At 60.4% G+C, this 22,173-nt stretch carries 19 protein-coding genes; 6 read left to right on the forward strand and 13 right to left on the reverse strand.

The window, feature by feature from the left end:
* Nucleotides 1–3: 3 nt before the first annotated feature.
* The 3 genes from ALQ04_RS08370 to ALQ04_RS08380 all read left to right on the forward strand — a co-directional run bounded on the left by ALQ04_RS08370 (nt 4) and on the right by ALQ04_RS08380 (nt 5,214).
* Nucleotides 4–1,815, forward strand: coding sequence for a hypothetical protein (locus ALQ04_RS08370; protein ID WP_122315288.1), 1,812 nt, complete (start codon nt 4–6; stop codon nt 1,813–1,815).
* Complete coding sequence (locus tag ALQ04_RS08375; RefSeq protein ID WP_409077244.1) at nt 1,812–2,906, forward strand: hypothetical protein; 1,095 nt, start codon at nt 1,812–1,814, stop codon at nt 2,904–2,906. The genes ALQ04_RS08370 and ALQ04_RS08375 overlap by 4 nt, the downstream gene beginning before the upstream one ends.
* 148 nt (nt 2,907–3,054) lie before the next feature.
* Entirely contained in the window at nt 3,055–5,214 is a 2,160-nt protein-coding gene (locus ALQ04_RS08380; RefSeq protein WP_122315289.1) for a TonB-dependent receptor domain-containing protein, read from the forward strand.
* A 40-nt stretch (nt 5,215–5,254) separates the two neighbouring features.
* Here the strand turns inward: ALQ04_RS08380 and ALQ04_RS08385 are convergent, their stop codons facing one another.
* Both ALQ04_RS08385 and ALQ04_RS08390 read right to left on the reverse strand, forming a co-directional pair.
* On the reverse strand, nt 5,255–5,803 hold the full coding sequence (locus ALQ04_RS08385; protein ID WP_122315290.1) for a cupin domain-containing protein: 549 nt from the start codon (nt 5,801–5,803) through the stop codon (nt 5,255–5,257).
* 115 nt (nt 5,804–5,918) lie between these two features.
* Entirely contained in the window at nt 5,919–6,674 is a 756-nt protein-coding gene (locus tag ALQ04_RS08390; RefSeq protein WP_122315291.1) for a gamma-glutamyl-gamma-aminobutyrate hydrolase family protein, read from the reverse strand.
* 133 nt (nt 6,675–6,807) lie between these two features.
* Here ALQ04_RS08390 and ALQ04_RS08395 point away from each other — a divergent pair, with 133 nt between their 5' ends.
* Nucleotides 6,808–7,683, forward strand: coding sequence for a LysR family transcriptional regulator (locus tag ALQ04_RS08395; protein WP_122315292.1), 876 nt, complete (start codon nt 6,808–6,810; stop codon nt 7,681–7,683).
* Nucleotides 7,684–7,702: 19 nt separating this feature from the next.
* Here ALQ04_RS08395 and ALQ04_RS08400 read toward each other — a convergent pair whose 3' ends face one another.
* On the reverse strand, nt 7,703–8,317 hold the full coding sequence (locus ALQ04_RS08400; RefSeq protein ID WP_122315293.1) for an FMN-dependent NADH-azoreductase: 615 nt from the start codon (nt 8,315–8,317) through the stop codon (nt 7,703–7,705).
* A gap of 50 nt (nt 8,318–8,367) precedes the next feature.
* Nucleotides 8,368–9,177 (reverse strand): alpha/beta fold hydrolase, encoded by an 810-nt coding sequence (locus ALQ04_RS08405; protein WP_122315294.1) that lies wholly within the window; start codon nt 9,175–9,177, stop codon nt 8,368–8,370.
* Nucleotides 9,178–9,298: 121 nt separating this feature from the next.
* Here ALQ04_RS08405 and ALQ04_RS08410 point away from each other — a divergent pair, with 121 nt between their 5' ends.
* The gene (locus ALQ04_RS08410) at nt 9,299–10,324 is read left to right on the forward strand and encodes a GlxA family transcriptional regulator (RefSeq protein ID WP_122315295.1); all 1,026 of its coding nucleotides are present in this window, start codon (nt 9,299–9,301) and stop codon (nt 10,322–10,324) included.
* Here ALQ04_RS08410 and treS read toward each other — a convergent pair.
* The 4 genes from treS to ALQ04_RS08430 form a co-directional block, all read right to left on the reverse strand.
* Complete coding sequence (treS, locus tag ALQ04_RS08415; protein ID WP_122315296.1) at nt 10,321–12,381, reverse strand: maltose alpha-D-glucosyltransferase; 2,061 nt, start codon at nt 12,379–12,381, stop codon at nt 10,321–10,323. The genes ALQ04_RS08410 and treS overlap by 4 nt on opposite strands.
* A gap of 118 nt (nt 12,382–12,499) precedes the next feature.
* Complete coding sequence (locus ALQ04_RS08420; RefSeq protein ID WP_259644975.1) at nt 12,500–13,075, reverse strand: substrate-binding domain-containing protein; 576 nt, start codon at nt 13,073–13,075, stop codon at nt 12,500–12,502.
* A 35-nt stretch (nt 13,076–13,110) separates the two neighbouring features.
* A complete protein-coding gene (locus ALQ04_RS08425) occupies nt 13,111–13,371 on the reverse strand; it encodes a LysR family transcriptional regulator (protein WP_122315298.1) in 261 nt (86 codons plus the stop codon).
* A 284-nt stretch (nt 13,372–13,655) separates the two neighbouring features.
* Nucleotides 13,656–14,261, reverse strand: a complete 606-nt coding sequence (locus tag ALQ04_RS08430; protein ID WP_122315299.1) for a DJ-1/PfpI family protein — start codon at nt 14,259–14,261, stop codon at nt 13,656–13,658.
* A 97-nt stretch (nt 14,262–14,358) separates the two neighbouring features.
* On the opposite strand from ALQ04_RS08430, the gene ftrA reads away from it, so the two are divergent.
* The gene (gene ftrA / locus ALQ04_RS08435; RefSeq protein WP_122315300.1) at nt 14,359–15,312 is read left to right on the forward strand and encodes a transcriptional regulator FtrA; all 954 of its coding nucleotides are present in this window, start codon (nt 14,359–14,361) and stop codon (nt 15,310–15,312) included.
* Nucleotides 15,313–15,321: 9 nt separating this feature from the next.
* Here the strand turns inward: ftrA and ALQ04_RS08440 are convergent, their stop codons facing one another.
* Genes ALQ04_RS08440 through sbnB form a run of 5 tightly spaced genes read right to left on the reverse strand, consistent with a single transcriptional unit; the run spans nt 15,322 to nt 22,168 of the window.
* The gene (locus ALQ04_RS08440) at nt 15,322–16,482 is read right to left on the reverse strand and encodes a serine hydrolase (protein WP_122315301.1); all 1,161 of its coding nucleotides are present in this window, start codon (nt 16,480–16,482) and stop codon (nt 15,322–15,324) included.
* Nucleotides 16,483–16,485: 3 nt separating this feature from the next.
* Entirely contained in the window at nt 16,486–17,640 is a 1,155-nt protein-coding gene (locus ALQ04_RS08445) for an iron-containing alcohol dehydrogenase (protein WP_122315302.1), read from the reverse strand.
* Between the two features lie 29 nt (nt 17,641–17,669).
* Complete coding sequence (locus tag ALQ04_RS08450) at nt 17,670–18,314, reverse strand: LysE family transporter (protein ID WP_122315303.1); 645 nt, start codon at nt 18,312–18,314, stop codon at nt 17,670–17,672.
* 36 nt (nt 18,315–18,350) lie between these two features.
* Complete coding sequence (locus ALQ04_RS08455; protein WP_409077247.1) at nt 18,351–20,108, reverse strand: FAD/NAD(P)-binding protein; 1,758 nt, start codon at nt 20,106–20,108, stop codon at nt 18,351–18,353.
* Between the two features lie 50 nt (nt 20,109–20,158).
* The gene (sbnB, locus tag ALQ04_RS08460) at nt 20,159–22,168 is read right to left on the reverse strand and encodes a 2,3-diaminopropionate biosynthesis protein SbnB (protein WP_122315304.1); all 2,010 of its coding nucleotides are present in this window, start codon (nt 22,166–22,168) and stop codon (nt 20,159–20,161) included.
* Between the last annotated feature and the right edge of the window lie 5 nt (nt 22,169–22,173).

A 22,173-nucleotide genomic window follows, 5' to 3' on the forward strand; every position in this document is an offset into this window, starting at 1 on the left:
ATCATGAGCATTCTCAATGGACCACGATTGAATTTCTGGGGTGGCATCAGCACGGATGTCAGTGTGCCGAACAATTCGGCGACTCTCGATGAGGACAACGATACAAAGTTCAATCTGTTCGACGTAACCACCTCCACCATTGCTCCAGAGGCACAGCCTTACACCGATGAGCAATTGAACGAAAAGATCAACGCGCCCTCCAGCTCTCCGCCAACCACCGGTTATACCAAAGGCGGCTGGAATCACTATGGCCAGCATCTCGTCGAAATGGACACGCAGATCAGTTCGCAGGGCAATCCAGGGGCTATCAGCAAGCAAGGCGACCTTGTGGGAAAACCCGTTTATCTGCTCGGCTCGCTGGACCCGGCAACCGGCCAGAGCGGCTCATCCGGACCGATGATGGTGGATCTGGACCCGACCTCAATGTACACCACCCAAATATTTGTCGGTGGTTTGCAGATCGGTAACAGCGACGATGTACAACTGCTGATTCGGTGCAATAGCGTATGCAGCAGCATGGATGTGAAACAGCGGATACTTGGACCCGAGAGCATGGATGCGCCCGGATCCTGTTACTTCAGCGGCACATTCCAGTTGACCTTTCCGTTAAGCAGTATCGTCAGTTACAACCAGAACAGTGAAATCCTGCAAGCGATCATAAAGGCACCCGGTGCAACCGGTATCGTCCTGCGCTTCGTCATGTTCGAGATGTGCCCGACCATGACCACGCCACAACTGGATGCAGATTATGCCGCCAAGAGGTTCACCTCCAATCCAAGCATCGGCAGGGTCATAGGGACTCTTGCACCGGCCTTTGCCGACGAACCTGTTATCTGCCAGGCAGGTCGACAATTGGTCAATCAATACACCAGCAATGCCGGCTTCGCGAATCTCAATGACAACGGACTCTTGAGCATCGATATGGTGAACCTGATCCCCAAAGAGACGTTCAGGTCTGATCGCACTGCCACTACCAGCCCTATTGGTCCCAATGCCGATTACGGTCCTATCAGTTTCGGTGTCGGCACTACATCCCCGACAACGCTGGCAACTCTGCCTGCGGACAGTGAGTTTGCGCTGAACTATTACCTGTATGGGGGCATCGTGGATTTGCTTCTGGATGCCAGCCAGGTGATACAGGCAAAAACCCAGCCGCTCTCCATTACAGCTCCCAATAAGGTGCTCGACACATGGAAGGGCCAAGAAACATCGTTGAATATTACCGAGACGGCTTATCGACTGTATGCCGATCAGAGAAATATCTATCTGGAAGACTACCCCAACGGCCTGACTATCCCGTTACAGGTCAGGTATCTGGGCGGACCTGTTCCTTCCACCACCAATATTGGAATATCCATTGGCAACACCCTGGATTGCCTGAGCTATCCATCATCAGTTTCCATACTGGCTAATCAGCTTTCGGTCGATGTCACTGTCACCCTCAAACCGGATACTGAAAGCCAGGCGGGCTTCAGCGTATTGACCTATAACGTGGACAACTCGTCGTACTTCACCAACTTCCGCAAATACGCCCAGACCGACTTTGGCATCGCCAAGGGCAGCATCATCACCTGGGATCAGATGTACCCCAACGTACTGCGCTTCCACTATCTGGCTTTCCCTGCCATGTCGCGCTACGTGCCACTCAACCAGCCAAATGCCGTCATGGCCGCGAAGGACACCATTCTACGACGCATCTCGGACACCTATAAAGGCACCACCCTGTATATGCCGGTGGTTCGTTCGATGTCGCCCAGTCAGCGTGCATTGCTCAGTGCCTATCTCACAGGCACGCCCTGGCAGCCGCTGCCATGAGTGATCTGCACTCCATGGCAATGGAGATTTCCCTGACGGGTTCCATCGAGATTCCCGCACAGCCTGTCGAACGCCTGTGCCGCAGCACTCTGATTGCCGAAGGCTTGTTGAACCCACGCGGCCTGTGTGCACGTCCCGATGGCAGCCTGTTGCTGAGCGAAGCCGGATCGGGGCTGGCGGACGCGCCATTCAGCGGTCGCTTAAGCCTGCTGCGACCGGATCCGCACATGCCGGATGCCTGGCTGCCCGCGGAAATCCTCGCGCAGGGCTTTCGCTCCATGAACATGCAGCAGCGCATGTTGCGTGACGAAATCATGGGCCTCTCGGATATCGCCGAAGGCGACGGACGCTATCTGCTCAGCCAGACCGATTACGTGCAGGGCTCGAAGATTCTGGACATCCAGCGCTCACCGCCCGAAGCGGTGTTTCACAGTCGGGGCAATCTCAACTCGCTGTGTTATTACCCGCCGCGGCGCAGTTGGCTGGCGGTCAAGCCCGATACCAACCAACTGGTGGAATTCACTGAGCCGGAAGGCGAACGGGTGCTGGTCCAGTTGCCTGACCTGGCTCAAGGTCAGGAAGCGGTGCCAGTGACGCTGGTTTACGAACCTTCGACCAGGGCGGTGCTGATCAGCCTTTTTTCCGGTGAGTTACGTGCGGATCCGGCCCGACAAGGCATCGATTTTGTCGACAAGGCCGGCCAGGTGATCCGGGTCTGGCCCGACAGCGGCAGGATCGAAGTGCTGATCAGCGGACTGCAACTGCCCACCGGCCTGGCGCTGCGCCCGGATGGTAGCGTGCTGGTGCTGGAGCTGTGTAACCGGCTGCTGCAACCCTTGCGCCCTGAGTGGGCGGGTGAAGCGTTGCATGGCGGTTTCGAGCGCTTCAGTGGCCGACTGCTGGGCTGTAATCTGCAAAGCCGGGAAGTCGTGGTTCTTGCGACCGGCCTGGATACGCCATCGAACCTGTGCCTGCTGGATAATGCCGTGATCGTCAGTGAGGGCATGGGGCTGAGCGGACGCCTGTTGCCCAATCGGGCAAATGAAGTGGTTGCGCTGAGTGGGCGCTTGCGGCGGGTAGCGTTGCCGTGATTGACTTTTCGCGAATGAATTGGCTTCTACAGGATGGGAGAGAATTCATTCGCGAATCGCAATCCTTTGCAAGTGACCTCAATGCCTTGTTCAGCATCGAATAGCTACTCTGCGACGGCATATCGGCCGTTCTCAATGCACAAGGTTCATGCACTTGCAACACACTCCACCTTTCCCGCTATCGCGCCTGAATGCTGCAAGGCTGCTTGGCTTCAGCGCAGCCCTCGTCTGCGCCAATATCGCCAACGCTGAAAACACCATCAATCTGGCAAATATTGAAGTGTCTGCCGATACCGCCAGCGCCGCCGAGGTGGCGCGGGAGGAAGTGAAGAAGGTGCCGGGCGCCACCAATGTCGTGGATCTGGATGACGTCGAGCAAGGCCGCGTGGCCAACAACGAAGATGTCTTCAAATACCAGGCAGGGATCTACGCCAGGGCCGCCAACAACGAAGGCGCGAAGATTTCCATTCGCGGCTCGGGGATCAACCGGGCGCCGGGCTCGCATGCATCCGGCCTGTTTGAAATGCTCGACGGCCTGCCGCTGACCGGTCCGGGCGGTACGCCCTATGAACTGAAGGAACCTCTCTGGCTGAGCCACGTGGACGTGCGCCGCGGTGCCAACGGCTTCGATCAGGGCTCCCTGGCGCTGGGCGGATCGATCAATTACCTGACCCGCACCGGTTATGACGCGCCAAAGCTGCAATTGCGCTATGAAGCTGGCAGCCATGGCTACAGCAAGCGGCAGATCAGCTCCGGCCAGGTGCTGGGCGATCTGGATTACTACGTCAGCCTGACCGACTCCAACTATCACGGCTTTCAGGATCAGAGCGCCGGTGGCAGCAAAGGCATTGCCGCCAATGTCGGCTATCGCTTCAACCCGAATATCGAAACGCGCTTTTACTTCCGCTATCGGGAAACCGACAACGATACACCGGGACGGCTTACCAAAGACCAGATCCGCCACGACCCGCGTGCAGCCAACGCCCTCAACGTGGCTCGCGACTCCAAGCGCCTGCAACCGGGCAGCACCTGGCTGGCCAACAAGACCACCTTCTATCTGGACGACAATGCCAGAGTGGAAGCCGGCCTGGTCTATCACGACTATCCGATGGACCTGCGCGAAGGTACCAACCGCCTCAAGGTCGCCTACACCGATGTCAGCGGCACGCTGAACTACATTCGTCAGGACCAGTTGGCCGGTCATCAGAGCATCACCACTATCGGCCTGCGCACCACCAAGGGCTTGCCGAACAATGGAGCTTCCGAATACGTGCGGATTCCCGCAGGCAACACCGCAGGCTTTGCCGTGGGTACCAAGACCCGGGATTACAGCTACCTGGGCTCCGATACCGCACTGCATCTGGGCAACGATCTGGAACTGGTCCCAGATCTGTGGCTGACCACCGGCGTCGCCGCGATCTATACCCGCCGCGAAACGGAAGTCACCTATCCCGAGGTCAACGATCCGGTCAGCACCCATGACTGGGACTACGCCGCCCGCCTCGGCCTGCGCTACGACTTCACCCCGCAATTGCAGGTGTACGGCAACCTCAGCCGCTCAGTCGAGCCGCCGCATGCCTGGTCGATGATCTGGGGCTCGAACAAATTCTTCCCGGCCGGCAGCGGAGCGGCTACCGGCCTGCAACGTGCGGGTGTAGAACTGGAAAACCAGACCGCAACCACCCTGGAACTGGGTGGACGCGGTGAAGACTGGTTTGGCCGCTGGGAGCTTGCCTGGTATTATTCGCAGGTCCGCCACGAATTGCTCAGCGTCGAAACCCAGGCGGCGACCCAGACCACTTCCCAGATCATCGCCGAATCCAACGCCAGCCCGACCATCCACCAGGGTGTCGAAGCCAGCCTGGACAGCCCGCTGTGGCAAGGCGGCGCGGCCGGCAAGCTGGCCTTGCGTCAGGCCTACACCTACAGCGACTTTCATTATCGCGATGACGATCGTTTCGGTGACAACCAGTTGGCCGGCATTCCCAGGCACTATTACCAGGCCGAACTGCGCTACAGCCATCCCACCGGGTTTTACGTCGGGCTGAACACCGAGCATGCGTCAAGAATTGCCGTGGACTACGCCAACTCTTATTACGCGGACGCCTATACCCTGCTGGGTGCGACGCTGGGCTATGCCTCACCCAAGGATGACTGGCAGACCTGGCTGGACCTGCGCAACCTGACCAACAAGCGTTACGCCAGCACCGTAACGCCGGGTTATGACGACCGCGGCCAGGATGTCGCCCGCTCCACGCCGGGCGACGGAATGGGTGTCTACGCCGGGGTTTCCTGGAGTCTGCGCTGAGGTAGCAGCGGGTTCCCCATCGGCAAGCGATGGGGACTATTCAGAAGTTGGCCGGGGTGTTGGCACTGATGATCTCGGCCTCGTCCTGGCCGATATTGCGGAAGCGATGCGCCAGGGTGCTGGGAAAGTAATAGCCATCCCCGGCGTTGAGGATGTTGGTCTGGCCGTCGATGGTCAGTTCGACCGTCCCGCGAATCACCAGACCGCACTCCTCGCCCTCGGCATGCACGATGGGCTCATCACCCGAGCTGGCGCCCGGCGCGTACTGTTCGCGCAGAAAGCGCATCTGGCGGCTCGGCAAGGTCGCCCCGACCAGCAGCAGGCGCAGGCCGTTACGGCCCAGATCGGGCTGGTCACCAGCGCGGAACACATACTGGTCCTGGCCGGGAGGCTGATCGAAGGTGAAGAAGTCCGCCAGGGTCATGGGAATCCCCTCAAGCAGCTTCTTGAGGGAACTGACTGAAGGGCTTACCCGATTCTGCTCGATCAGAGAGATCGTGGCATTGGTCACACCGCTGCGTCTGGCGAGTTCGCGCTGAGATAACTTGTAGCTTTCGCGCACCAGCTTGAGTCGTGCTCCTGTGTCCATAGCCGCCTTATATGAGAAATATTCGGTGAATGAGCGCGGTTGATGATGCAGCCACCACAACCCCACAAAAGCCGGGTATTAAATCACGTTTGTCGACGTACAGAACATTGCCTGACTATTGCTGGCTGCGGCGTTGCGCATAAACCTGACAGGCTTCGCGAAATGCCTGGAACAGACGGAGCGATACCGGGTTGTCGATGAACTGCCATTCCGGATGCCACTGCACGCCCAGTACAAATCCGGGCGCTGTCGGCATGGAGACCGCCTCGACCAGACCGTCCGGCGCCAACGCCTCGGCGCGCAGCTCGGCCGCGAGGCGATCGATGCCCTGACTGTGCAGGCTGTTGACTGCAAAGCCCGGAGCAAGGCCGATGGAGTCGAGTACACCACCGTCCTGCACCCGTACCTCATGCTGTGCAGCGTATTGCTCTTGCAGTGAATCGCTTTGCGGCTCGCGGTGGTCCAGGTACCCCGGCAGCTCATGAACCCGCTGATGCAGGCTGCCGCCCAGCGCCACGTTCAGTTCCTGAAAGCCGCGACAGATACAGAAAACCGGTACGCCCTGGGCAATCGCCTGTCGCAACAACGGCAAGGTGTTGCGATCCCGGAACACATCATGCTGGGTGCCTTCGGCACTGGCAGGCCCTTGATAGTGATGCGGCTCGACATTCGACGGCGAGCCGGTAAACAGCAGGCCGTCGAGATGGGCCAGCAACTGCGCTGGTTCAGTGGGCGTGCCCAGCGCCGGCAAGATCACCGGAACACCGGCAAACCCTGCGGCCTCGACATATTTGTCACCCGCCGTATGGGACGAATACTTGCCCAGTTGCTGGCGGCAGGCGGTAACGCCAATCAGTGGAAGACGCGACATGGTTAAGCCCCCTTTAACGAGATAAGCGCAGCGCAGGCCCTCAAAGAAGCCGCTATCGCGCACAATGGCAATGAGTCTAAGATAGTCAGCACTGCAATGGGCATGGGCGTTCTGGCAATGGAAGTATGCAGTAATGCAATATGAGATCAGTCACGCTGACTTGTCACTGGTGCTGGCACTGGTACGTGGAGGCACGCTGGCACGGGCTGCAGAGCTGCTGCAGGTCGATATCTCCACGGTATTCCGTTCCATCCGGCGACTCGAAGCCGCACTGGGAGCGGCATTGTTCGAGAAAAACCGCCGCGGCTACATTCCCACCGACACGGCCCAGGCCATGGCCGAGCAGGCCGAGTACGCTGAACAGGCACTGAATGCTGCGCGCGTGGCCCTGCAACAAGGCGAGCATGTGGTCAGCGGCACGGTGCGCCTGACCTGCACCGACGCGGTGTTGCATAACCTGCTGTTGCCTGCCCTCGCCCGTTTCATGCCCGCCTACCCGGCCCTGACCCTTGAGCTGGCGACGTCCAACACTTTCGCCAACCTCAGTCGCCGCGATGCAGATATCGCCCTGCGCCTGACCAACACCCCGCCCGAACATCTGATAGGCCGGCAACTGGGCAGCGCCCACTATGTGATGTGCGGACACCCCGATTATCGCCAGCCGCTGGAGCAGATGCCGGCCTCGGTTGCGTGGATCAGCCCAGATGATTCCATGCCGGACCATACCTCGGTGATCTGGCGCAGGCAGGCATTTCCTGCGGTGGTGCCACGTTATCGGTGCAGCAGCATCTCGGCCGTCTCGCAACTGGTGGAAGCCGGGCTTGGCGTGGCCGCCATCCCCGATTTCATGGCTCGCAACCTGACCGGTGTAGAAGTGCTGAGCCCGCCTCTGGAAGGCTGCAGCACGGACCTCTGGTTGCTGACACGCCCCGATTGCCGGGCCTTGCGTTCGGTTCAGGTGCTGCTGGATGAGCTGACGCCACTGTTGCGCGACAACCTTCGCGGATAAATCCGCTCCCGCACAGGGTTTACCGGACGGCGATAGCGCTAATGGCTTCCCTGGCCTGCCCGATCCCCTTGCTGCGCACTTCCTCACCGCGCGAAGCGCCTTCGGCCCTGACGAAGGACACATCGTTGACACCCAGGAAGCCGAAGAACGCTTTCAGATAGTGCTCCTGAAAGTCCATGTGCGCCGCAGGACCCTGCGCATAAAAGCCGCCACGGGCCGATACGATAATCACCCGCTTGCCGACGGTCAGCCCGACCGGGCCGTTTTCCGTGTATTTGAAGGTGCGGCCGATCTGCGCGATCCGGTCCAGCCAGGCTTTCAACTGGCTGGCTACGGAAAAGTTGTACATCGGCGCGCCGATCACCAGCACATCGCTGGCCAGAAACTCGCGCACCAGCGTTTCGGATAGCTGGTGCTCCTGGCGGACGGTGTCACTGAACTCAGTGGTTGCGCCCGGACGAAATCCGGCTGCAATGGGGCCGCTCAGGTGACTGATTTCATTGGCGACCAGATCGCGGTACTGCACTTGAGCGGCAGGATACGAAGCCTGGAGATGGGCAACAGTGGCGGCAGACAGATCCCGGGTTACAGAACCACTGCCCATAATGCTGGAGTCGATATGCAGGATGTTCATTTCAGCCTCACGTTTACGGGGTTACGAATGTTTCGGGGCGCGCCGCTGAGTCATTGCCCTGCTTCATGTGCTGCCTGCTCGATCAGCCTGGACACCTGTTCGGGGTGCGACAGCAAAGACATATGACTGGAGTGAATCGCACTGACCCTGGCGCCGATCTGTCGGGCAATGGTCGCTTGCACGCTCGGCTTCAGAGCCTGGTCATCCAGCGTCTGCAGGTACCAAACGGGCTTGTCGTGCCAGGCCGCATGGCGGACCTTGCCGGCAAAGCTGGCTGCCGCGATGGGTTGCTGGATCGCGGCCAGTTCGCGGGCCTTTTTCATCGGCAGATCGGCGGCCATGACCTGATGGAATGCCTGCGGATCGTCCAGCCAGATCAGGCCATGCGCGTCAGCAATGAGGTCGTCCATCGGAGCATCGAGCCTGTGCAGCAGGTCGACCACCGACTCTCCGCTGTCGGGCACCAGTGCCGAGAGATAGACCAGGCCTTTCACATTGGCGGCGTTACCTGCCTGACTGATTACCGCGCCTGCCCAGGAATGGCCGACCAGCAACACATCGCCTTGCTGATGACTCAGCACTCTTTCGGTGGCGAGCACGTCGTCGTCCAGTGAAGTCAGCGGGTTCTGTACTGCGGTAACGCGATAACCTTTGGCCTGCAATCTGGCAATCACCGGAGACCAACTGGAGCCATCGGCAAACGCGCCGTGTACCAGCACGATATTGCGCACGCCCTGCTCTGCCTGGGCGCTAGAGGCTGCCGAGGCCTGAGCGGCAGTGAACAGCAGGGTCAATCCGAGCGCCGCAGCCAGTCGGCTGATCAGTAGAGCGGGATGCCGCGAACGGCCAGGAAAACTCATGTCGAAATGCCTGAAGGTCTTGATGGAAAAAGTCTATAGCGCCTCTGCCAATGGCATCAGATGGCAAACAAGACAGTTTTCATGCAAAACTCGCCACCGGTAGTTTTCATGAGAAATTTCCATGCACATTGCAATCGTGGCGGTGGATGGCAGCCTGCTGTCGGCCATCGCCGGCCTGTCCGATCTGTTCTGGATGACCAATCAGGCCTTGCGTTCGCCACCGACTGGAACAGTGCGCCACAGTTATGCTCAGGCCAGCCTTGAATTCTTCACCACGATCGTCAGTGCCGATGGCCAGCCATTGCGCGATCCTCAGGGTCGCCAGATTCCGGTGGATGGTTCGTTTCATGACTTGCCGCACTGCGATGTCGCACTTGTCACCGGCATGGCCCTCGGAGCGGACGGCCTGCCGCCACTCTGCGACTCGGTCCGGCAAGCGGCAGGCTGGCTGAAAGCGCGCCATGAACAAGGTGTACTGGTGGGTGCGGCCTGCGCCGGGGGCTTTGTGCTGGGTGAAGCAGGCCTGCTCGATGGCCGGCGCTGCACCACGACCTGGTGGCTGCATCATGCCTTCAGGCAACGTTTCCCGAAGGCCCTGCCGGTATGGGGAACGGCAGTCGAAGAACAGGACGGGATCATCACCACTGGCGGCCCGCTGTCGTGGGTCGACCTGGCCCTGCATGTAATCAGACGCCAGGCCGGAGCCGAGGTCGCCAGGCTGGCCGCCGACATTTCAGTGGCCGACAGCATGCCGCTGCCGCAACTGCTTTATGCGCCCCGAGGCTTCATCAATGCCGCCGATCCACTGTTGCTGCAGGCCGAGCAGATCATTCGCCACATCAGCCCCCAATTGTCCGCCCAGGGACTGGCCAAGGCCTTGAACATGAGCGAGCGGACCCTGCATCGACGGCTGACGGAGCTGACCAACGAATCGCCCAAGGCGTTCATCACCCGGGTCAGGATAGAAACGGCCTGTGTGCTGCTGGAAACCCCGGGCAGCAGCGTCAAGCAAGTCGCGCTCAAATGCGGCTACAGCGAGGAAACCGCATTCCGGCGCGCCTTTATCCAGTTGACCGGCATGACACCCGCCGATTACAGGCGCTGGTCGGGCGGACGCAATGCCGGGGCCGTCAGCCCGAGTCATTAAAGAATGGTACTGACTACCCGCAACGCCAGGCCTTCATAGGCATCCAGAGTGATGGTGAATTCGCCCTGATCCGTCAGGTCGCCTTCCACCCGCTCATTGATGATGTCCACCACAGGTCCAGGCGCAATATCCGGCAGGTGCAGGGTCTCGACAATGGTCTGCGCGCTGAAATTCAGGGCCGTGATCTGGGTGCCCTTGCCGGCGGGCAGTTCATGAACCATGACCAGCAGGCCCGGATGCTCGACATCGGGGATCAGTATCTGGCGGCTGGCGGCAATGTCGTAGGCGCGGCGCACGGCGAGTATTTTCTTCAGTTGCGAAGCGAACGAATCCGGGCGCTGCAACTGGCTGATCAGGCTGCCATACAGAGTCCTTGGGCGAGGCATGTTGCCTGCGGAGAACTCGGCATCCGGATCGAGATCCGCCAGGTCGTAGGCACCGCGGTGTATCCAGCGGGTATCGCCGTCCTGCATCAGGTGCTGGACCTGCTCGGCAGGCAGTGGCAGCGCACCGACCAGATCCCAGCCGGACAAGGCGAACACGCCCGGCTGCATGGCGTTGTACATCACCAGCAACAAGTGAATGTGCTGGATCTGCTGGATATCGGCCGCGGTGATGCTGTCCAGGTCACGGATCCCCAGCGCTGCGGTAATGATGCTGGCCGTGGTACAGGAAACCCCGTTGGTGACGAACTTGAGGTTGTAAGGCGCATGCTCGCCGGCCAGACGCTCGTACATTTCTTCGCGGATATGCTCGCGCAGGATATTGCCGGGAAAGGTCTGCCCTTGATAGTGATAGGTATCGTGGGCATGCAGGGTCCAGAAATGCACCAGTTCAAGGGTCAGTTCATCATGATTCTGCAGGGCATGGATCAGCGACGCCGGATCGATGCCGAACACATGCACCTGGCGCAGCATCAGGCGCAGGAACTCGGTGCTGCCGGTCAGCAATGCATGCTGATAAGCCGGCCGGGTAATGAAGTCATAGGACAGATCGGCCCCGCCATGGGACATGGCCGCGATGTCGTCGATCGTCAGGTTCAGCTCCTGGAAACTGAAACCGCCGGCCTTGCGGATTGCGCCACCAAGCAACTGGTTGCCGGTGATCGACAGCGGGTGGCTTTCCGACCACGCCGTACCATCGAGCTTGCGCTCGACACCGAGAAAACCGTTGGCATCCAGGCGCAGAACCCTGGCGCCCATGACGTCGATGGCATGCAGTGCGTCGCCGATGATCATCTGCTGCGCGGCAAAACTGGGGTCCAGCCAGTTGAGCGAGGGCTGGCCCTCCTTGAAATAGTGCAGGTAAACCCAGCGCCGGGCCTTGCCATCCACGCCCTGCACTACGTCTGTAGCGCTCCAGTCGGTTTCCTTGACCCCCGGCTCGAAAAAGATGACCCGCTGCAACTGGCCGACGATGTAATGCTTGTCGCGAAGCTGATCGACCACTTCCGGCATCAGGTTGACGGCATCACGTCCGCTCGGGACCTCCGGCAGCAGTAGCCAGTCTTCCTCACGAATTTCGACCATGTGGTAAAGGCCGGGATAATCCTCGTAAGCCAGTTCCGCCAGACGGAAATCCGCGCCCTTGCCGGTGTGTGAAGGAATCACGTCATCGATGATCACCGCATTGTGCGCGGCAGCGATACGGCTCAGGTTCAACAACTGGGCTTCGGTACCCAGATCAGGGTCGATACCAAAACTGATCCGGTCGAAATTGCCGTCGATGCTGGGCGTGCGATTGCGGCCTTGCAGGCCACCGGACAGCTTGAGCGGCCCGTTATGGATGCCCTGGATGCCAATCTCGGATAACGAGTGCCACAGCGCCTCATCGCCCAGAGCTTCCAGGACCGTACAGCCTTCGCGGGTGATGATCGAAGCCGGATAAGCCGTGAACCAGACCGAGGCTATCGCCGAAGCATCCCTGGGACGAGCATGCGCGAAGGGTCGCTGCCATAACCTGCCCTGCCCGCCATAAGTCCTGGCGCGCAGCCTTGCGGCATTGAGCATCGATTGTTCGACCAGCCAGTCCAGGTATTGCTTGTCCGGTATCGTCATAACGTTCAGTCATCCACGTCCATTAGGGTGGCTCAGAACAGCCCGCACGCGAACTGTCCCGAATTCATTAACTATGGTTATGAGCACCAGCGCGGGAAAACGTTGCATTTATCCGGTGTTACGTGACCAGGTGCTGGACCGGGATAACCGACGGTTTCTTCAGGACCTGCAGCACGGCGTTGGCGGCATTGGATAGCAACGATGTCGGTCGTGCCACGACGCTGATATGGCGCATGACCTTCAAGGGCAGTGAAACCTGCTCCAGTTCCCGGAAGCGTCCGACCAGCAATGCGCGGGGCAGGATCGACATGCAATGCCCCTTGGCAATCAGGTCCAGGAGGGTTTCCAGGCAACTGAGTTCGCCGCGATGGCTGAGACGCAACTGGGTCGTGGCAAGATGATTGTGCAAGCGCTCCAGACCAGGATGACGCCAGGCGATATAGCGAACGCTCTGCGAGAGCTCGTTGAAACTGCGCTCGGAGGCCTGCCTGCCTGCACTGCAGACCAGCACGTAGTAGTCGTTCCAGTGGTGGTGCTCGATATAGTGATCGCTCAGCACGGTGCTGGGCAGGATGAGAATATCGGCCAGTTCCTTTCTCAAGGGGTCCAGGGAAGGCTGCTGTTCGTTGCTGCGCACAACGCTCAAATGGATATCGGGGTACATCCGGGCCAGAAAGTCCAGTGCTGCATCCAGGCTGGTTTCCAGAATGTGGGTGGAGTAATGAACCTTTACGCTGCCGCTAACCCCATTTTTTTTAGTTGCTCAAGCGTTGCCATGATGTGGCCGAGTGTCTGGGTGATGACTTTCCCTTCCGGGGTCAAGGTGCAGCCTGTGCGGCTACGGATGAACAGACGCTTCTCGAAGAAATCTTCCACCTCCTTGATGGCGTAGCTGATATTGGACTGACTGCAGCCCAGAATGGCAGCAGCTTCCGAGAACGAACCATGCAATGCGACGATTTGAACGACTTTGAAAAAGTGGGTTTTCATATTTCCTGCACTCTGGACGTGGCGATAGTGGGCGCGGGCCTGCAATTGAGCAGGTTGGTGGAGGGAATACAAGAATCCCCGCAAACAAACGCCCGCTACGTGCCATCAGGCAGCGCAGAAGGGTTGTCAGACAGGGTAAATCGACCGCTGCATTTTCGACACAGGTGCAGTACGAATGCGTACCGACAGCAGTGATACTCCCTCCACCGCTCAACAGCTGCAAGCCAGAGGGAATATCGGCACGGTACGCCTTAAAAGCAGAAAAAATGCGCTGACAGGATTGCTTAGTCGTTTTCGGTCCAGTCGAAGTCTAGTTGCAGGGCAGTACGTTCCGCCAGTTCACGGCTGTGCAAACGCTCGACCAGATGCAGGCTCATGTCGATACCGGCGGAAATGCCGGCCGACGTCACGAACGCACCCTCGTCGACCCAGCGCAGGGTGCTCAGTACGTCGATGGAAGGAAACATTTCCTTGAGATCGGCAATGTCCTCCCAGTGAGTGGTGACCTGCTTGCCCGCCAGTTTGCCGGTCTTGGCCAGCATGAATGCGCCGGTGCAGACGGCCGCAACCACACGACCGGGTACCGACTGATCGCTGATCCAGTGGATGACATCCGGCTTTTCCAGCTCGGCGTTGACCACACCGCCCGGGACAATCAGGCAATCCATGGCCGGGTGATCGTGGATCGAGTGATCCGGATCGACTTTCAGGCCTGCCCGGGCGCGTACCGGCGCGGTGCTGCGGCCAATCGTGAAGACATTGAACAGCGGCCGATCGTCGCGGCTCTTGCGTGCGTGCATGCGGGTTGCGGTCGTGAACACTTCATAGGGCCCAGCGAAGTCAAGGACTTCGACGTCGTCATAGACGTAGATACCGATATTGAGTGACATGAAGGGGCTCCAGAGTACTTGGTGACAGCCGTCAGATTACCCAGTAGCATCACAGCCAACTACTGTCGGTAATGCCAATATCCGGTAACATCGCGCCATGAAAAATCATCTCGTTGTTGCCCTCATCTACAATCAGCTCTGCACCTTCGAGTTTGGCTGCACGGTTGAAGTCTTTGCCCTGAAACGCCCCGAGCTGGGCGTCAACTGGTATGAGTTCGCCACCTTCCCCGTGGACGACGGTCCGATCACGGCCGCAGGCGGCATTACCATCGTGCCCACTCCCGGCGATGTCCTGCTGGAAAACGCCGACACCATCATCGTGCCCGGCTGGCGCGGCGTGGAAGCCGGTATTCCTCAGCGGCTTATCGAACAGCTTCAGGCCGCCCATGCCCGCGGCGCACGTATCTGCTCGATCTGCACCGGTGCCTTTGTGCTGGCCGCCGCCGGCCTGCTCGACGGGCACAAGGTAACCACCCACTGGCGTTACACCGACCTGCTGGCAACCATGTATCCGGGCCTGACCATCCAGCCCAACGAGTTGTATGTCGATCAAGGCAATATCGTCACCGCGGCCGGGTCTGCGGCAGGCCTGGACATGATGCTGCATCTGGTGCGCAACGATCACGGTTCGCGGGTCGCCAACATGGTGGCGCAGCGCATGGTGATCCCGCCCCATCGTGAAGGCGGCCAATCGCAGTACGCTTCACGGCAACTGGTTGCGGCCAGCGACGGGCCGATCTCCAACCTGATGGACTGGATCCGCAGCGACTTGCAGCGCCCGCACACCATCAAGGAAATGGCCGCCCGCGCCGCAGTGAGTACCCGCACCCTGCACCGCAGCTTCATGGAAAGCACCGGGCTGACGCCTTATGACTGGCTGCTCGGTGAGCGAATCGCCTACGCCAAGGAATTGCTGGAATCTTCGCGGATTCGCCTCAACGAAGTGGTGGACAGAGCCGGCTTTGGTTCGGAAGAGTCCTTCCGTCGGCATTTCCGCAATCTGGTAGGCATCAGCCCCAGCAGTTACCGCAAGCAGTTTGCCAGGGCCTGATACCGCACGTCAGGTTCTGCCGGGGCGGTGACCGTAGATCGCCTCGACCAGCCCGTCGGCCAGCGCGCCCCAGGCACCGGCCACGGCAGTGTTGGTCAGGGCGACCAGACTGATTCCAGCCACGGGGTCGACCCAGTAATGACTGCCATACAAACCGCACCACGACCAGCAGCCCGCACCTTGCGGATGCCTGGCCTGTGCCGGATCGCTCAGGATCAGCGGGCCAAGACCGAACTTCCAGCCAGCGCCCCTGCCCTCCATGACAATATCGCCAATCGCATTGCCCAGCAGGCTGGCGGTGCTCGTCGCCGTCAACAGCGGCGCACCGCCCAGCCGCAGGCATTCCAGCAGGCGCAGATAATCATCGGCAGTACCCAGCAGGCCCGCGCCGCCAGAGACATATGCTCCTGGCGCAAAGGCCCGAAGCGATGAAACAGCGGCATGTCCGCTGTCGAGCACCAACACATCATGATCACCCAACGGTTCAGGCCCGTCGCTACCGTCCTTGTAGGCACGAACCAGCCGCTGACCTTCAGCGAGGCTGAAAGCGGTTGCATTCATGCCCAAAGGCCCCGTCACCCAACGGTCCAGCGCTTGCGACAGCGCAAGACCGCTAGCCTGTTCGATTATGGCTCCGACCACGTCAGTGGCCAGCGAATAGCCCCAGCCACTTCCCGGCTCGAACAGCAGCGGCACGCTCGCCAGACGTTGCAGGTTCTGCTGCAGGTCCAGCGACACCAGGTCCAGCCCATCGGAAATTCCAGCCTGAGCATAGGCATTGCCTGGCGGCTGTTCAAAGCCGTAGCTCAGGCCGCAAGAGTGTGACAACAAGTGCCGCAGCGTGATCGGCGGCTCTCGGCCATCGGCCAGTCGGGGTCGAAACGACTTGAGCCAGTCGCTGATCGGCGTATCCAGCGACAAGACCTCCAGCTCACAAAGGCGCAGAGCCGTGACCGAAGTCAGCAGCTTGGTCAGCGAAGCCAGCCGAAACCGGCTAGCGCGTTCTACCGGTATCCGGCGTTCACGATCAGCCCAGCCTCGGGCGCAGGCATGGCGAATCTCACCGTCCTGTGCCACCAGCAGTACCCCGCCGACAATCGTTCCCTGATCGATAAAACCCTGCCAGACCTCGGCCAGCCGCTCAATCACTGCTCCATCGACAGACAGCATCGGCTAGCAGCCCCTGACCGCACGAATGAAAGTCTGCGAATAGACCTGTGCCGAATGGCGGATCGGGTTGGTATGCGAGCAGCCATCGGCGAAGGCCATGCGACCCACCAGTTGTGCATCAAGCTCATCGATACCAATCTCCCCCAGGGTATGTGGAATGCCGATCTGCTCGCGCAATTGCAGCAACCAGTCCATCACACCCGTGAATCCCGGCGTCGGCAGGCGCAGGAAAACCGCCAGATCATCCATTTGGGTGTTAAGGGCCGACTCGTTGGCGAGCAGCACATAGGGCAACAGAATCGCATTCAGCAAACCATGGTGCAGGTCATACAGCGCGCCGAGGCTCTGGGCGATGGCATGCACCCCGCCCAGCCCGCGCTGAAAGGCTGCCGCGCCCAGGCTTGAAGCCACCAGCATCTGCTGGCGGGATTCAAGGTCGTGACCGTCGGCCACCACCCTGGGCAAATGGACCTTGATCAGTTGCATGCCCTTGACCGCCGCGGCCTCGGCCAACGGGTGATAGACCGGCGAGCAATAGGCTTCCATGCAATGAGTCAGCGCATCGGCTCCGGTGGCGGCAGTCAGATGCGTGGGCAGGTCGAGGGTCAGGTTGGCATCCAGAATGGCAATCCGCGGCATCATGCGCAGATGCAGGATGGTGCGCTTGACCCGCGCCTCCTCGTCGGTGATCACCGAGGCCCGGCCGACTTCCGAGCCCGTCCCGGCAGTGGTGGGCAAGGCAATCACCGGCGCAATACCCAGTGGATCAGCCCGCAGGTGGTTCTGACCGATGTCTTCAAAGTCCCACAACGGGCGGGTCTGGCCCGACATCAGCGCCACTGCCTTGGCCGCATCCAGCGCCGAGCCGCCGCCAAAGGCGATCACGCCGTCATGGTCGCCCTCTTTGTAGGCTTCCAGGCCCTGGGCAACATTGTCGCCGGTGGGATTGCCCTTGACCTGATCGAACAGGCCGCAGTGGCCCAGCACATCGTGGCAATCGGCCTGGGCACTGCGAATCATGTCGGTGCTGCCCAGAAACCTGTCGGTAATCAGCAGCGGACGCTTGATGCCGGTCGCCAGACAGGCTTCGGCCAGTTCCCGGACACGCCCTGCTCCCACGCGAATTGAAGTCGGGTAGTTCCAGTCGTTAGTGTGCATCTGTGCATTCCTTTATTCAGGCGAGCGTTTCAGTTGATAAAACCGGCAGGCAATAAACCCATCAGCAAACGCAGACCAAATACGATCATGAACAGCCCGGTAATGATGTCGATGGCCTTTTTCATGCGCTGATAACGCGCTTGAATGGCCGGAATCGAAAACAGCGTTGCCAACAGTACGAACCAGGAAATGGCCAGGATTGCGATGATCGAAACCCCGGCAGTACGTACCCACATCGGCATGCCCGGCGTGGTGACGGTGGTGAACACGCTGGTGTAGAAAGCCAGCGCCTTGGGATTGGTCAGATTGGTCAGCAGGCCAAAGCGATAGGCACGGCTCAGGCTGCCAATGCCCAGTGCCGAGATGTCACGCGGCGTGGGCTGGCTCCCGGCGCTGCGCAGGCTCTTGCTGCCGAGCCAGGTCAGGTAAGTGCCACCGAGCAACTGCAAGGCCGGTTGCAGCCAGGGCAATTGTTGAAAGATCACCCCCAGGCTGGTGGCTGCCAACAATGCCCAGATAATACTTCCCGAAGCCACGCCCAACCCGGCGCAGATACCTTGTTGTCGCGACTGGCTGAAGGACAGCTGGGTAATCACCAGAAAGTTGGGGCCCGGACTGATAATCAAGACGATGAAAGCACCGGCGAGCGCGGTCAATAACGTGATCTCGTACATGGAGAGCTATCCTGTTCAATGCAATAAATAATGGGGTTACACGTTTTGTGATGACGGTTTTCGGGCAGTTGCAGCGTTAACGCCCAGAGCACTCATGCACGCCTCGACGGCCAGCCGTGCTTCGAGCAGAGCCCGGCAGGTCGGCTCCGGCGTGGGGACGTAATGGTTGTAGAAGGTGCAGCCCTCGACCGCCGGGCCCAGCGCCCAGAGCCGTTCCTGCACAGAACCCTCCACGTCCAGCGCACGCCCGACGCTGTCGGTCTCGATGCCATCGGCGGGATATTCATGGGCGGCGCGGAGCATTCCCTGACGCAGCAGATCCCTGACCAGCGGCTGGTCGTTGTGCGCCAGGCCGCTGTGCGGGACCCGGGCCTGAATCACCCGGTCGAAGTCGATGCCTGCACAGCGCGCATCGTCCATGGGCGGCAAGACCCTGACCACGCCGGCATCCAGCAAGGCCAGCAGGTCTTCGTAACGCTCTTTCTGCGGCCCGCCGACCAGACGATTCGACACCCCGGCCCAGATTGCATAGAACTCAAGCGTCGAACGCTCCGTCAGGCCCTGGCGATCCACCAGGGTTCGCAGCAGGTCGCGGTAATCACGCCAGACTTCCAGTGCCTGCTTGAGCGGGCTCTGCGCCGTACCGCGACGGCTGAGAGCCAGGTCATCCTCGATCCACTGGCGATACCACTGGCCGTAATCCTCCGGATTGCCGCTCCAGCGCCGGGGCGACAGCCATTGGCCGGGCTCGAATGCGCCCCACTGGTCGGCCAGGCGGGCAAAGAGTGCCTCACGGGCCTGAGGCTGCACGGCGTCCCATAGCGCCTGCTGAAGACTCGCCAGTTGCAGCGGAGCCTCCAGGTGCACACGGGCCTGATAGAACACCCCACGCATTTCGTCTTCGATCAGCGGCAGAATGTCTTGCACAAAGTCCAGTTGCCCGTGCAAACGCTGTTGGCGCAAGGTCTCGATGGCCTGGGCCGTGAAAAACAGCCTGGGCAGCGCCACTCCGCGCCCCTGTCGCCATTGCGGACGGGAATGGAACGCCAGCCCGGAACGGGAGAACAGATAGATCTGCGGCTCGCGCCCCGAGGGTTGATAACGCCAGCCTGCGATGCCTGAGTCACGTACATAGCGCCCGCCTCGACCCTGGGTCAGAGCCGCCACGGTATCCATGGCGGTCAGTCCAAGCCCTTCGATCAGCACCCGCTCGCCGCTGTGCTGTGGCGCCTGCGCCTCGACCACATGACCGCTGGTGAGAAACAGCGCCTCAGTCGTGAAGCGTTGCCCATTGGCGGTCTGCAACCTGAAGCCCGGCGCATCCGGCAATGGCTGGCAGGCGATCACTGTTTGCCGGTAATGACGAACCTGGACATGGGCCGGACACTGCTCAAGCAGGAACCGATAACTGTCCTGCAGATAACGCCCCAGCAATTTGCGCGGAACGAAGTCACCAAATGCGATGGGGCGAGCGCTTTCGCTGTCGCTGGTATGGCCACGTTCATCCAGACGCAGACCATGGGCCGTGCACCATTGCAGAAATGTCATGCCCGCCGGTTCGCAGGCAGGAAAGGCACTGGAAAACGCCGACAATTGCCCGGCCATGGTGTTGAGCATCAGGTAATCCGGCTGTTCGGCAAGATGCAGGCCGCTACCGGGCGACTGCGGATCGAACAGCTCGATCAGCCAGCGCTGGCTGCGGTCATCGCGAGCCATGCCGATCAATTGCTCCAGAATACTCAGGCCCCGGGAGCCCATACCGATAATCGCAACCTTGCGTGTAGCCGGTTCGATGCTTTGGGCCGGCTCGATAAAACGTTCGATGGAAAGAGTCTGCATGCCCATCACCACCGATTCGATTCAAAAAAGAATCGCGGCACGGACAGCGCCGTACAGTCCGTAATCGCCTGCTGATAGACCCGCTGTCCCACGGCCAGATCCAGCACACCGAGCCCGAAAGGCGAGAAAATCGTCGCCCGGTCCGGCTTCAGCTCGATCTGGCCCAGCATCAGTTGCGCCAGGGTGCCAGTGATGAACGAGCGATCCTGATAATGCTGCACCGCCAGGTCCGGCGAGGTGCTGGCCTTGAGGCAATGCTCGACGTCATCAAGGATATTGTTGCAGCCGGCAATCACCTGCGGCCCCAGATCGCGCAGCGAGATATTGAGAATCACCTGTTCGGGACGAAACGGGTAATCCGCTACGTACGGCTGCGGCGCGGTGGTCGCAAACACCACCACGTCTGCTTGCAGGCTGCTTTCCAGATCCGCCGGATGGCTGGTCAATTGATGGTGGCTCGAAGCATGCTCGATCAATGCCAGCGCCGATTCGAGGTGCTTGTCGAAGACACTGATTTCATCAACCTGCCAGCCATCGCTGACAAACATGTCGAGAATCGTGCGGGCAATGAACCCGGCGCCGATAAAGGCGATGCGCCTGGCACGGCGTTGCTGGCGATTCAACCAGCGTGCACCGAGCACCGCCGAGGCAGCCGTGCGCATGGCGCTGATCCGCGATGCTTCCAGGCAGGCAAAGGCATAGCCGGTCAGCGGATCGTTGAGGATCAGAACCGCCGAGGCGCGTTGCAGTCCGGAATCGATATTGCCGGGAAAGCTGGAAATCCATTTGATGCCACTGACCGATTGCTCACCCGACAGGCTGGCCGGCAGCGCAATGATGCGATTGGCCGGGGCCTGGGGAAAGCGCAGGAAATAGCTGTCGGGGTTTATCGAGCGCCCTGCTTCATGCTCCAGATAGGCCCGCTGTACATCGTCGATGCAGGCTTGCGGGTCGGCAGCCAGAATCCGCGCAACTGCCTCGCCGTCCACCACATGAAAAGGTGTCTGTCGCAGGCGTTCGGCAGCCAGGTAAGTGGTCCATCCGGGAACGATGGGCATGTCGGCCAGGGTCATGCTCAGCACTTCGCTGCCAAACCGCTGCTCGACCCATTGATCGTCGTAGAGGGTGTCCAGATAGCGCTCGCCCCAGTCCGGCGACAACGCCACCACCACCGAGCCTGGCTCGATACGCTCGCGCCAGGCATGCACGGCAGCAATCACCGTGGCCGTCGAGCCACCGACCAGTAATCCCTTGCTGCGCGCCAGTACCCGACACATGGCCACGGTGCGCGATTCCGGGACCATTTCCAGGGCATGAATGCCTTCGGCACTGAAGATCGGCGGACGCTGGCTGGTGCCGAGCCCGGGAATGAAGCGGCGACTGGCCGGGGTGTTGAAGGTCACCGAGCCGACACTGTCCACGGCAATGATTTTGGTGGTCGGATGATGCCGCTGGAAATACTGCACGCAGCCCATAAGCGTGCCGGTGGTTCCGGCGCCCACAAACAGGTAGTCGACATGCCCGAAATGGCGGCCGATCGAGCGCGCCGTGGTGCGGGCATGGGCGCGGGGATTGGCCGCATTTTCATACTGGTTGAGCCACACATAGCGCGAGTCGCTGCCGACCTTGTCGCGGATCAGCGAGATGCGCGTGCCGAGAAAGCCGCCGTTGGCGTCCGGGGTATCGACCTGGAGCACTTCGGCGCCATAGGTGCGCATCATGCGGATGTTGTGGTTGGAGCTGTTGGGGTCGACCACGCAGGTAAAGCGGATCGAGCGCTCAGCGCAGATCATCGCCAGGGCCACGCCCAGATTGCCGGACGATGACTCGATCAGAATGGTCTCCGGGCCGATCAGGCCACGCGCCTGCAGATCATCCACCAGGCCCACGGCGGTCTTGAGCTTGATCGAGCCGGCCGGATTGAGCGATTCCATCTTCAGGAAAAAGTCATGACCCAGTCCCGCTACCTTGAGAAAGGCCTGGTCGTGAACGATATCGCAGATATTGTCGTACATGAGGA

Source organism: Pseudomonas cichorii (assembly GCF_003700275.1).
GTDB classification, from domain to species: domain Bacteria; phylum Pseudomonadota; class Gammaproteobacteria; order Pseudomonadales; family Pseudomonadaceae; genus Aquipseudomonas; species Aquipseudomonas cichorii_B.

Excerpts from the sequence above, each read along its gene's own strand:
- ALQ04_RS08370 (WP_122315288.1), top strand. The coding sequence starts at position 4 with ATGAGCATTCTCAATGGACCACGATTGAATTTCTGGGGTGGCATCAGC.
- ALQ04_RS08375 (WP_409077244.1), top strand. The coding sequence starts at position 1,812 with ATGAGTGATCTGCACTCCATGGCAATGGAGATTTCCCTGACGGGTTCC.
- ALQ04_RS08380 (WP_122315289.1), top strand. The coding sequence starts at position 3,055 with ATGCACTTGCAACACACTCCACCTTTCCCGCTATCGCGCCTGAATGCT.
- ALQ04_RS08385 (WP_122315290.1), bottom strand. The coding sequence starts at position 5,803 with ATGGACACAGGAGCACGACTCAAGCTGGTGCGCGAAAGCTACAAGTTA.
- ALQ04_RS08390 (WP_122315291.1), bottom strand. The coding sequence starts at position 6,674 with ATGTCGCGTCTTCCACTGATTGGCGTTACCGCCTGCCGCCAGCAACTG.
- ALQ04_RS08395 (WP_122315292.1), top strand. The coding sequence starts at position 6,808 with ATGCAATATGAGATCAGTCACGCTGACTTGTCACTGGTGCTGGCACTG.
- ALQ04_RS08400 (WP_122315293.1), bottom strand. The coding sequence starts at position 8,317 with ATGAACATCCTGCATATCGACTCCAGCATTATGGGCAGTGGTTCTGTA.
- ALQ04_RS08405 (WP_122315294.1), bottom strand. The coding sequence starts at position 9,177 with ATGAGTTTTCCTGGCCGTTCGCGGCATCCCGCTCTACTGATCAGCCGA.
- ALQ04_RS08410 (WP_122315295.1), top strand. The coding sequence starts at position 9,299 with ATGCACATTGCAATCGTGGCGGTGGATGGCAGCCTGCTGTCGGCCATC.
- treS (WP_122315296.1), bottom strand. The coding sequence starts at position 12,381 with ATGACGATACCGGACAAGCAATACCTGGACTGGCTGGTCGAACAATCG.
- ALQ04_RS08425 (WP_122315298.1), bottom strand. The coding sequence starts at position 13,371 with ATGAAAACCCACTTTTTCAAAGTCGTTCAAATCGTCGCATTGCATGGT.
- ALQ04_RS08430 (WP_122315299.1), bottom strand. The coding sequence starts at position 14,261 with ATGTCACTCAATATCGGTATCTACGTCTATGACGACGTCGAAGTCCTT.
- ftrA (WP_122315300.1), top strand. The coding sequence starts at position 14,359 with ATGAAAAATCATCTCGTTGTTGCCCTCATCTACAATCAGCTCTGCACC.
- ALQ04_RS08440 (WP_122315301.1), bottom strand. The coding sequence starts at position 16,482 with ATGCTGTCTGTCGATGGAGCAGTGATTGAGCGGCTGGCCGAGGTCTGG.
- ALQ04_RS08445 (WP_122315302.1), bottom strand. The coding sequence starts at position 17,640 with ATGCACACTAACGACTGGAACTACCCGACTTCAATTCGCGTGGGAGCA.
- ALQ04_RS08450 (WP_122315303.1), bottom strand. The coding sequence starts at position 18,314 with ATGTACGAGATCACGTTATTGACCGCGCTCGCCGGTGCTTTCATCGTC.
- sbnB (WP_122315304.1), bottom strand. The coding sequence starts at position 22,168 with ATGTACGACAATATCTGCGATATCGTTCACGACCAGGCCTTTCTCAAG.